Below are 11,318 nucleotides of genomic sequence, written 5' to 3'. Positions count from 1 at the left end.
GCCTACTCCTTGGCGACGCGTTTCATGTCCGCATCCATCATCATGCGGATCAAGGTATCCAGGTCGGTTTTCGGCTTCCAGCCCAGCACGCGCTGAGCCTTGGCCGGATTGCCGAGCAGCACTTCGACTTCGGCGGGGCGGAAGAACGCCGGGTCGATCTTCACGTAATCACGGTAGTTGAGGCCGACGTGATCGAAGGCGATGCGGCACATTTCCCGCACGGTAGTGGTGACGCCGGTGGCCACCACAAAATCGTCAGGCTTGTCCTGCTGCAGCATCAGCCACATGGCTTCGACGTAATCGCCGGCAAACCCCCAATCGCGTTTCGCATCGATGTTGCCCAAGGCCAGCTCCTGCTGTTTGCCTTGCTTGATGCGTGCGGCGGCATCGGTGACCTTGCGGGTGACGAACTCGATGCCGCGCAGCGGCGATTCGTGGTTGAAGAGGATGCCGCTGTTGGCGTGCAGGTTGAAACTTTCGCGGTAGTTGACGGTGATCCAGTGACCGTAGAGTTTGGCCACTCCGTAAGGGCTGCGCGGATAGAACGGCGTGTTTTCATCCTGTTGCTCGGCCTGGATCAGACCGAACATTTCGCTGGTCGAGGCTTGATAGAACCGGGTGTGCGGGCTGAACTGGCGGATCGCTTCGAGCAGGTGGGTAACGCCCAGGCCATCGACGATGCCGGTGGTCACCGGTTGACTCCACGACGCGGCGACAAAGCTCTGCGCGGCGAGGTTATAGACCTCGTCCGGCGCTGATTGAATGACTGCTCGCTGTACCGAACAGGCATCGGCCATGTCACCGTCCAAATAGACGATGTCGGCTTCGACGCCCATTTCGCGCAGACGCCAGCGCGAGTCGCTGCTGCGTCGTGCAACGAGGCCGTGAACCTTGTAGCCCTTGTCGAGCAGCAACTTGGCCAGATACGCGCCGTCCTGGCCGGTGATCCCTGTGATGAGTGCACTTTTTGTCATTCTTGTCGTACTCGCGTCTCCCAGTCGGACAGGATCGTCCGCAGGGATTGTTGTGTGGTGATGGCTGGCGACCATCCGGTGGCTTTGGCCAGTTTTGCGTGGCTGCCGCAAACGCGACGCTGATCGGCGCGTCGCATGCGCGCGGGGTCTTGCACCAGTTGCATCTCCACTTCGGCCAGGTCGCCGAGTTGCTCGATCAGGCTGCGGATGCTTTGCTCACGACCCGAGCAGATGTTGTAGACCTGGCCGGGTGCGCCTTTTTCCAGCAGCGCGAGATAGGCCGAAATCACATCGCCGACATCGAGAAAATCCCGCGTCACGTCGATATCGCCGACTTCTAGCTGCGGGGCTTGCAGGCCCTGTTTGATGCGATTGATCTGGCGGGCGGCACTGGCGATGACGAAACTTTCTTTTTGCCCTGTGCCAATGTGGTTGAACGGCCGTGCGACGAGTACCGGCCAGCCCTCACTCAAACCCCATTGCAGGCTGAGAAACTCGGCCGAGAGTTTGCTCACCGCATACGGATTGCGCGGGCAGGGCGCTTGTCGTTCGGTGATCGGCAGATCGCTTTCGCTGACCTGGCCGTAAACGTCGCCGGAGCTGACGTACAGGAAGGTGCCCTGAAAACCACGGGCCTTAAGAGCCTGCAACAGATTGAGGGTGCCGAGCAGATTGATGTCGAAGGTACGTGCCGGGTCGCGGAAGGCTTCGGGGACGAAAGTCTGGCCGGCCAGATGCATGACCGCGTCAGGCATTTGCGGCCACTGGTCGACAAGGCTGTCCGGATCCGTCAGGTCGTAACGTGAAGCTGCAGGCAGCAGTTCCCACGCTGAGTCAGGCGAGGCCAAACATGACTGAATATGTTGTCCAACGAATCCACTGAGACCCGTGACGAACAGACGCTTTTTCAAACAGCGACCCCTTGGTCTTGAACTTGCGCCACTTTCTCACAGGCTTTAAGGAGAGGTCTGTCAGACCGTAGGAAAAACCGGGTGAAAGACAGGCGAAGTCAGTTGTTGTAGTTGTTTGTTACCAATCTGTGCCAATTACTCAGCAATTTCAACAGGCCAAACCGTGACCGGTCAGTTCTCGTTAGCGTAGTCCGATTTATTCCCGTCCGGCGGTTCCCGGATCGTTGATGGATGTGTTTAGAATGGCCCTCGTCGCTATTCCCAAGGTTCGCCGTGGGCGTAGCGCAACGGGGTGAAACTGACCACTAAAACAAAAACGAAGACGTTCCCGAGGATGATGGACAAGCAGCAGCGATGCCGACTTGAACCAGCGCCCGGTCGTCATAGCATGAGGTTGCCAGGATGGCAGCTTCATCGTGGGATGCCATGAATTTCATTCTTTACTCGGACGTCAACGACCGCTCCATCAGCCAGAGTCTCGGGCGTCCGGAATACAGTTACTACTTCGTGCTCAAGGCCTATCGCCCGGTGCTGGAAAGCCTTGGGCGCGTGCACGTGGTCGCGTCCACCGCCGACGTCGATCCGCTGTATCGACAACTGCTCGTCGCTGGCGAAGACAGCCTGTTCCTGTCGTTCACTCCGCCGCAGAAAACCCCGGTCGACCTCGAATGCCCGACGGTGTGTGTGGTGGCCTGGGAGTTCGACTCGATTCCTGACGAACAGTGGGACAACGACCCGCGCCAGGACTGGACGCAGATGCTCGCTCGCCATGGGCGGGTTATTACGCTGTCGAGCCACACCGCTCGAGCCATCCGTCGTGCCATGGGCGAAGACTTCCCGGTGTTGGTATTGCCCACGCCGCTGTGGGAAAACTTCGCGGCGATCCGTCAGCAGGCAGCTGGTGCGCCAGTCAATCCAGGCACCTCGCTGGCGATCAAGGGCTGCATTTTCGATACTCGCACCCTCGGCCTCTGCGCCGACGCACTGATCCCGACGCCGATCACGCCGGAAGAAGAAGCCGCGCTGGCGGCCGAAATCGAAGCCGCGCGTCCGCCACCGCTGACCCTCAAACGCCGCTTCGTCATTGCCCGGCATTACCTGCGTCTATGGGCGCTGGATCTGGGACTCGAGCAGGCAGAACCGGTGCCACGGGTGAAGTTTCTCTACAACTGGTATTGGGAAGGCATTCGCGATCTGGTGCCAGACACGCTGCACGGCTGGCTCGAACAACGCTTGCCGGCGGTGTGTGGGCCGCTGCCGGTACCCGTCGTCGAACCGGTGACGCTGAACTTGCCGGACACCACATCGGTGGCCGAAACCACAGTCGACGGCGTGGTTTATGTCACCGTGTTCAATCCCAAGGATGGCCGCAAGAACTGGCACCAACTGATCACCGCGTTCTGTTGGGCGTTTCGCGAAACGTCCGACGCGACGCTTGTGTTGAAGATTACCCAGAACGATCTGGCGTCCTACTACAGCGAGTTGATGACATTGCTTGCGCAACTCACGCCGTTCGCCTGCCGGGTGGTGGTGATGCACGGTTACCTCGACGACGCGCAGTACGCCAGGCTGTATCAGGCCGCGAGTTTCTACGTGAACGCCTCGCGCTGTGAAGGCCTGTGCCTGCCGCTCATGGAGTTCATGTCCAGCGGCACACCGGTGATCGCCCCCGATCACACGGCGATGGAAGACTACATCGATGACGCGGTGGCATTCGTGGTCAAGTCCAGCGAAGAGCTGACGATCTGGCCGCAGGACACCCGCATCATCTACCGCACATTGCGTTATCGCCCGGACTGGGGCTCGCTGAAAAACGCCTACGAACACAGCTATCGGATGGCCAGGACCCAGCCTCAGGACTATCAGCGGATGTCCATGGCCGCCATCGAACGCATGCACGATTACTGCGCGTTCGCCCCGGTGCAAAAACGCATGGCGGACTTTTTCGCGCTGGCACCCAGGACTGCCGATGCCGCGCCCGTGACGGATAACGCCTCATGCTGATCATCATTCACTCGGAAACCAACCAGCACACCATCGCGCAGAACCTCGGACGTTCGGAGTACAGCTATTACTTTGTGCTCAAGGAATACCGTCCGGTACTCGAACGACTCGGGCGGGTGGTGGAAGTGCTCGATCCGCAGGTTGAGGTCGATGCGCTGTACCTGGAGTGCCTGAGCCGGGGCGAGCCGTGTGTGTTTCTGTCGTTCTCGCCGCCACATCGCACCCCGGTACACCTGGCGTGTCCGACATTGCCGGTGTTTGCGTGGGAATTCAGCACCATCCCCAACGAGCCGTTTGCCGCTGAGTCGCGCAACGATTGGCGCACGGTGTTGGCTGCCTGTGGCGCGGCGATCACTCATTCGAGTTACACGGTGAACGCCGTGCGCGAAGCGATGACGGATGACTACCCGATCGTTGCGGTGCCGGCGCCGGTGTGGGATCGCTTTGCAGCGCGTGGCGCGCAGTTGCATGGGGCACCGCGGGAAGAGCCGTTGCGCCTGACAATCAAAGGCCTGGTAGCAGACAGTCGCACGCTCGATCTGAATGCGTTCGGCCCGGCCCATTTGCGCAGTGGCCCCGGCATCGATTTCACCGCGCCGGTCGCCGAGCAGGAGCTATTGCTCGACGGCGTTGTGTACACCTCGGTGTTCAACCCCGGCGACGGGCGCAAGAACTGGGAAGACATGCTCAGCGCTTTCTGTGTGAGTTTTCGCGACGTCGAAGATGCCACGCTGGTGCTGAAACTGACCCACCACGATGCCGAAGAAGCCCTCAGCGACATCCTCCATCACCTGTACAAAAACCAGTACTACCGCTGCCGCATCGTGTTGATCTATGGCTACCTTGCCGATCCGGATTATGAGCGGTTGGTGCAGGCCACCCGTTACGTGGTCAACACTTCGTATGGCGAAGGTCAGTGCTTGCCGCTGATGGAGTTCATGTCCTGCGGCAAACCGGCGGTGGCGCCGCGCACCACGGCCATGATCGATTACCTGAGCGCCGACAATGCCTTTCTGATCGAGTCCACCGACGAACTGACCGCCTGGCCGCACGACCCGCGTCGGGCCTTTCGCACCTTGCGTTATGTGACCAACTGGGCGTCGTTGTGTGCAGCCTACAAAGCCAGTTACGACGTGGCGAAAAACCATCCGGCGCGTTACGCACAGATGTCGGCACACGCCGTCAGCAGCCTGCAAGGTTTCTGCAGTCAGGCCGTGGCTGAACAGCGTCTGCAGGTATTCCTCGCACAGTTGTTCGAACAGCGCTGCATGGCCATGGAAACTCCCCAAGCATGAGCAGCAAACGGATCATGGACATTGAAGTCCTGCGCGCCATTGCCGTGCTGGGCGTGCTGTTCCACCATCTGCAGGGCAGCCTGTTCACCGACCCGGTGCCGTTGCTGGAGAAGATTCATGGTTGGGCGCAGCCGTGGTGGGGCGTCGATCTGTTCTTCGCGATTTCCGGTTTTGTCATCGCCCGTAGCCTGATTCCGACGCTGCAAGGCTGTACGACTCGCCGGGAATATTGGCAGCAAACGCGCAATTTCTGGCTGCGCCGGGCGTTTCGCCTGTTGCCGTCGGCCTGGTTGTGGCTGGCGCTGATGTTGCTGGCCTGCGTGTTTCTCAATCGTTCCGGCGCGTTCGGGACGTTGTCCGCGAACCTGCAAGCGACGCTGGCCGGGGTGCTGCAGTACGCGAACTTTCGTTTTGCCGACAGTTTCTTTCACTATGAGTACGGCAGCAGTTTTGTCTACTGGAGCCTGGCGCTGGAGGAACAGTTCTATCTGCTGTTCCCGCTGTTGATTGTGCTGTTTCGCCAGCGTCTGGTCTGGGCGTTGCTGGCGCTGGTGGCGGTGCAGATTCTGACCGTGCGCACGCCGTTGCTGATGGTCGTGCGGACAGACGCGCTGGCCCTCGGGGTGTTGTTGGCGATGTGGAGCGCGCAGCCGGGTTATCAACGCTGGGAGCCGACCTTCCTGCGTCGACCGTGGGTCGGCATTTCGGCGCTGATCGCCATCGGATCACTGCTGAGTTTCATGGCCACCGACCGTTTCACCTTTGCCCCTTACCGTATCGGATCGATTGCCGTACTCGGCGCCTTGCTGGTGTGGATCGCTTCGTACAACCGCGACTACCTGATGCCTGCCGGTGCTGTACAGCGTGTGCTGGCGTGGGTCGGCAGTCGCTCCTACGGCATGTACCTGATCCACATTCCGGCCTATCAACTGGTGCGTGAACTGATCTTCCGTTTGCAGAACGCCGGTTTGCCCAGCCCTGCCGGGCATCCGATCGTCACCCTGTTGCTAGCGTTCGGCCTGATCGTGCTGCTCAGTGAACTGAATTATCGCCTTGTCGAAATGCCGATGCGCAACCGTGGCGCTGCGCTGGTCAAACGCCTCGGCACGTCCCGAACCGCCATCCCATCCTCTGGAGCCACCTCATGCTGAGCCTTTTGAAGAAACTCACGGCGGGCACGCCTGCTCCGGCCGCCGCGCAGCCTGTCGCGGCGGTCGCCGAGAAGACCGATCCGTACATGCTCGGCCTGCACGATGCGATGCTCAGTGGCTGGTTCAACCAGGAAACCGGCGAGCTGTTCAAAGACTTTCCGGTGACCGCCGATGACACCCTGCTCGACGTCGGCTGCGGTGATGGCGGCAACGTGCATTTCTGCGGCATGCGTGGGGCGAAGATCATCATTGCCGACATTGACGGAGCGAAGGTTGAAGCGACCCGTCAGCGTCTCAGCGATACCCCGGCGCGGGACATCGAATGCCACGTCACCGACTGCAATCCGCTGCCGATTGCCGACGGCACGGCCACGCGTGTGGTCTCCACGGAAGTCATCGAGCACGTCGACGACCCGGCGCAGTTCCTTGCCGAACTGGTACGTGTCGGCAAGCCAGGCGCCCTGTACTTGCTGAGCGTGCCGCACCCTAGCTCCGAAGATTTGCAAAAAGATATCGCCGCGGCCGAGTATTTCCAGAAGCCCAACCACATTCGCATCATCAGCGAAGACCAGTTCAAGGCGATGGTCAGTGAAGCGGGGCTGGAGATCATCAGCCACAGCCAATACGGTTTTTACTGGTCGATGTGGATGTTGCTGTTCTGGGAAGCCAAGGTCGATTTCAGTAATCCGGATCATCCGCTGCTCAATCACTGGGCCGACACCTGGCAAGCGGTGCTGGACTCGCCGCGTGGCGCGCAGATCAAACAGGCGCTGGATGCGGTGGTTGCGAAAAGCCAGGTGATCATTGCCCGTAAACCCGCCGCACCCCTGTAGCTGCGGCACGCGGCGATCTTTTGATCTTGATCCTGAAAAAAGAAGATCAAAAGATCGCAGCCTCGTTTCACTCGACAGCTCCGACAGGGTTTTTGTGTAACCTTGCAGCCTTGTAGTGTCGGAAGGTTGGAAGGTATGCGGCTTATTGTGGGTCTGTTCTTGGGCATTTTGCTTGCTGGTTGCAAGCAGCAGGACGCGCGCCCCCTCGACCAACAACTCTACATCTGGCAACGCCAATGGACGCCGGCCCACGAGGCGGCGCTGGCTGACAGTCGCCAGGATTTCTCGACGCTGCGTGTGTTGGCGCTGCAGGCCTTTCCGAATGCCGGATGGCGCCGGGCGCGGATCGATGCGCAATTATTGAAAGCCGATGGCCGTCCGTTGATCGCGGTGATTCGTCTCGACGGCCAGCTCAAGTCGCTGGATCAGGACCAGGTCACCGCGCAGATTCTGCAGGTGCTTGCCGATTGGCAGGCGCAAGGTCTGACGCCGAGCGGTGTCGAGATCGATCACGACGCGGGTAATGCGCGTCTGCCGGCGTACGCGCAATTCCTCCAGCATCTGCGTGCGGCATTGCCGAGTTCACTAGCGCTTAGTATCACTGCACTGCCAGCCTGGCTCGACAGCGCAGAATTGCCAACACTCCTGCAAACCGTCGACAGCAGCGTGCTGCAAGTCCACGCCGTCAGCGATCCGCGTCGGGGTTTGTTCGATCCTGATCAGGCGTTGAAGTGGGCCAAGGCCTGGGCACGGATTACCGACAAACCTTTTTATCTCGCGCTGCCGGCTTACGGTGTCGCGCTGTTGCCGGATGACGGCGGGGCGCCGGTGGTGGAAAGCGAGGTGCAACTTGAGCGCGGCGGTGAGCGTCAGGAGTTGCTCGCCGATCCGCTGCAGTTGAGCCAACTCGGCAAGACCCTGCGCGAAGACCCGCCGGCGCATCTGGCCGGGCTGATCTGGTTTCGCTTGCCGCTGGCCAATGATCGCCGCGCCTGGAGCCTGACCACCCTGCGCGCGGTGGCCCGGGGTGATCAACTCGTCAGCCAGCTCGGCGTGACGTTCAGCGAACACGACGGTCTCTACGACATCAAACTCGAAAACCCCGGTAACCTCGACAGTGCCTGGCCTGCGCAAATCACCTTGAAGGCGCAAAGCTGTGAAGGCGCCGATGCGCTCGCCGGTTACTCGTTGCAACAAGGCCCGGATCTGCTTACCTTCACCCGCCTGCGCGACGGCCGTTTGCCGGCGGGTGGGCAACGCGCCATCGGTTGGGCGCGTTGCGCCAATATTGATCAAGGAGGTTCGCATGTTGACCCGTAACTGGCCCCGCCATCTGCTCTGCCTGAGCCTCTGCCTGCCGCTGGGTTCGGCGCTGGCCTGCGGACCGGATTTCCCCATGCGCCTGCTCGACAATCGCGGGCAAACCCTCGCGGATCTGCCAGAGGGCAACTTCAACTTCGAACTCAGTCGCCTCGGCAAAGCCATCGCCGGGCTGAAGAATGTCACCGCGGCAACGCACAATCCGAACGATATGTACGGCGAGGAAAACGCGGCCGCCGAGGCACGGGAGAAGGCCGAGCAGGCCGGACTGAGCGCCGAGCAGCAAGCGTTGGTCAAACAACTGCGTGGCCTGACCGATGCGCGTCAGGTCGAGGTGCAGGGCGCCAGTCTGCCGACGGAAATCCGTTTGTACGTGGCCGGTGCGGTGGCGTTTGCCACGGGCGATCATCAACTCGCCGTCGAGTATTTCAACAAGCTGCTGGCGCTGCCGGCAGATCAGCGTCCGTTGCGCAGCACGTGGGCGGCGTATTCGATGGGCCGTACCTGGTTTGCGATGAGCAGTGAAGGAGGGGATGCGGTCGAGGCGCTGGAACAATCGCGTGATGCGTTCCGCCAGGCCCGGCAACTGAGCATCGACGGTTTCAGCGATCCGCTGGAGTTGGGTGTTGCCAGCCTCGGTGAAGAGGCGCGGGTGTTGCGCTCGGCAGGCGACTGGAGCGGCGCCATCGAATTGTATGAAGCACAGAATCTGCACGGTTCGGCCGTGGGTTACACCTCGCTCAAGCAATTGATGAATGAACTGGCGGAGTTGCCCGAGGCCGAACTGGCCGAGCTGCTGCAACACAAAGCCGTGCAGCAAATGGTCACGGCATCGCTGGTCAGCCGCCAAGGCTGGTCGTTTGGCGATGAGCCGCCGAACGAGAAGAAACTGGTCAAGCTGCTGCAAAACAGCACCCGTGGCAGCCTCGACAACGCTGATCGTCTGGCGGCAATGAGTTATCAACAGGGTGATTACGCTGGGGCCAAGGCTTTTCTCGAGAACGCCGGCGACGGCGGATTGGCGTGGTGGCTACGGGCGAAACTGGCGGTGCGTGACGGCGATAAAAATGCCGCGGCCGCCGCCTATTCGAAAGCCGCGCAGGCCTTCCCGCAGAGCGAAGACTGGGGTTACCGGCGAACCCCGGACTGGGCGTATGAAGCCGTTCAGCCGAAGTGCCGGGTCGAGGGCGAAAGCGCGATTCTCGCCTTGCAGCGCGGCGAATACCTGCAAGCCTTCGTGCAGTTGTATCGCAGCAACAGCACCTATTGGTTTGACGCTGCGACCGTGGCCGAACGCGTGCTGACGGTCGAGGAATTGAAAAAATACGTCGACGACAACGTCCCGGCGCCGCCGGCGTTGACCCAGCAGGAGCGTGACAACTACGTGCCGCTGCCGGTCGCCGCCAGCCTGCGCAATCTGCTTGGTCGGCGCTTGCTGCGTGAAGGGCATTACGCCGACGCGGTGGCTTATTTCGACAATCCCGACCTGCAAAACAAGGCTCGCCTCTACGGCGAACAACGGCTGAAGGCTGATGCCGCGTGGTGGCCGACCAAGCGCGCCAGTGCCTTGTACAACGCGGCGTGGACAGCCCGCGAGTGGGGCATGGATATTCTCGGTTACGAGATGGCGCCGGACTACGCAACGTTCGGTGGCAACTACAGCCTGGAAAGTACCGAGCTGAAAGTCGGTCCGCTGGTGAGCGAAGCCGAAGTGCAACGTCAGGTCGCCAGCGAAGCGAAACCGGATCAGCGCTATCACTACCGATTCGTCGCCACCGAGCTGGCTGGGCGCGCCGCTGACAACCTGCCGCACACCAGTCAGGCGTTTGCCGCAGTGCTGTGCAACGCCGCTGGCTGGAACAGTAGCCTGGAAGATCAGAGCGCGCTGTATCAGCGTTACATCAAGGAAGGTCCGTTTGTCCCGTGGGCGGTGGATTTCGGCAATCAGTGCCCGTACCCGGACTTCGAAAACGCCGACAAGCGTTACGTCACCCAGGTCACGGATGCCGTGCGTTCATCGCTGCGGCCGTACAAGTGGCCGGTGCAGATCGGCGCGGTTGTGCTGGTCGCGGGTGCTGCGTTGCTGTTGATCAGTCGTCGCCAGCGCAAGGTCCGTAAAGGCTAAGCCTGCTGGACGAACGTCAGGCGCACGGCGAAACCGATCAGCAGGCTGCCGAACAGCCATTGTTGTACGCGTTGGGCCGTTGGACTGTGTTGCAGCCAACGACCCAGCGCGGCGCCGGTGAGGGCGTAGGCGCTGTCGAACAGCAGGCCGACACCGACCAGCAGCATGCCCAGCACGGCGAACTGGCTTAGCACCGCCACGCCGTCATTGACGATGAACTGCGGCAGCAACACCGAGCAGAACAGCAGCGCTTTGGGGTTGAGCAGGTTGGTCAGCAAACCGCGTCGGACGGCTTCGCGCCATTGCCCGTGTGCGTCGACAGATTCACCGGTATTCAGGTTCGGCAGCAGGGTGCTGCGCAGGCATTGAATGCCGATCCACAGCAGATACGCTGCCCCCGCCAATCGCACCACCTCGAATGTCCACGGCGCCGCTTTGAACAGCGCCGCCAGCCCCAACGCCGCAAGGGCCACGTGACAACCACGGGCGATGCCCAGACCGACAGCGGTGGCCAGCGCCGCGCCGCGTCCCTGCCGAGCGCCGGTTTGCAGCAGCAGGATCATGTCCGGGCCGGGCAACAGATAGACCACCGCCAATGCCAGGAAGAACAGCCAGAGACTCGCCATGTTGCAGCCCTTTCGTTGTCGATTCGGTGCGCCAAGTCTAGGCCCGAAAGGTGAGGCAGGTGCTTGCGTAGTCCGCTTC

At 61.2% G+C, this 11,318-nt stretch carries 9 protein-coding genes; 6 read left to right on the top strand and 3 right to left on the bottom strand.

What is annotated here, in order from left to right; genetic code table 11:
• Positions 1–2: 2 nt before the first annotated feature.
• Positions 3–974, bottom strand: a complete 972-nt coding sequence (gene gmd / locus HU754_RS00885) for a GDP-mannose 4,6-dehydratase (protein WP_093429566.1) — start codon at positions 972–974, stop codon at positions 3–5.
• Positions 971–1,885 (bottom strand): GDP-mannose 4,6-dehydratase, encoded by a 915-nt coding sequence (locus HU754_RS00880; protein ID WP_186620299.1) that lies wholly within the window; start codon positions 1,883–1,885, stop codon positions 971–973. Before HU754_RS00880 ends, gmd begins: the two co-directional genes overlap by 4 nt.
• 426 nt (positions 1,886–2,311) lie before the next feature.
• Between HU754_RS00880 and HU754_RS00875 the strand changes: the two genes are divergently transcribed.
• From HU754_RS00875 to HU754_RS00850, 6 genes are all read left to right on the top strand, one after another.
• Positions 2,312–3,889, top strand: coding sequence for a glycosyltransferase (locus tag HU754_RS00875; protein ID WP_225919955.1), 1,578 nt, complete (start codon positions 2,312–2,314; stop codon positions 3,887–3,889).
• Complete coding sequence (locus HU754_RS00870; RefSeq protein WP_186620295.1) at positions 3,883–5,184, top strand: glycosyltransferase; 1,302 nt, start codon at positions 3,883–3,885, stop codon at positions 5,182–5,184. Before HU754_RS00875 ends, HU754_RS00870 begins: the two co-directional genes overlap by 7 nt.
• Positions 5,181–6,335 carry an acyltransferase family protein gene (locus HU754_RS00865; protein WP_186620293.1) on the top strand — a complete coding sequence of 385 codons (1,155 nt, stop codon included), beginning with the start codon at positions 5,181–5,183 and terminating at the stop codon, positions 6,333–6,335. Before HU754_RS00870 ends, HU754_RS00865 begins: the two co-directional genes overlap by 4 nt.
• Positions 6,329–7,168 carry a class I SAM-dependent methyltransferase gene (locus HU754_RS00860; protein ID WP_186620291.1) on the top strand — a complete coding sequence of 280 codons (840 nt, stop codon included), beginning with the start codon at positions 6,329–6,331 and terminating at the stop codon, positions 7,166–7,168. The genes HU754_RS00865 and HU754_RS00860 overlap by 7 nt, the downstream gene beginning before the upstream one ends.
• 135 nt (positions 7,169–7,303) lie before the next feature.
• Positions 7,304–8,488, top strand: coding sequence for a DUF3142 domain-containing protein (locus HU754_RS00855; RefSeq protein WP_186620289.1), 1,185 nt, complete (start codon positions 7,304–7,306; stop codon positions 8,486–8,488).
• Positions 8,475–10,613, top strand: a complete 2,139-nt coding sequence (locus HU754_RS00850) for a hypothetical protein (protein WP_186620287.1) — start codon at positions 8,475–8,477, stop codon at positions 10,611–10,613. Before HU754_RS00855 ends, HU754_RS00850 begins: the two co-directional genes overlap by 14 nt.
• Here HU754_RS00850 and HU754_RS00845 read toward each other — a convergent pair.
• The gene (locus tag HU754_RS00845) at positions 10,610–11,239 is read right to left on the bottom strand and encodes a LysE family translocator (protein WP_186620285.1); all 630 of its coding nucleotides are present in this window, start codon (positions 11,237–11,239) and stop codon (positions 10,610–10,612) included. The genes HU754_RS00850 and HU754_RS00845 overlap by 4 nt on opposite strands.
• Between the last annotated feature and the right edge of the window lie 79 nt (positions 11,240–11,318).

It is taken from the genome of Pseudomonas zeae (assembly GCF_014268485.2).
In the GTDB taxonomy this organism is placed as follows: Bacteria; Pseudomonadota; Gammaproteobacteria; order Pseudomonadales; family Pseudomonadaceae; genus Aquipseudomonas; species Aquipseudomonas neuropathica.
This window is presented reverse-complemented; position numbering and strand designations above follow the sequence as displayed.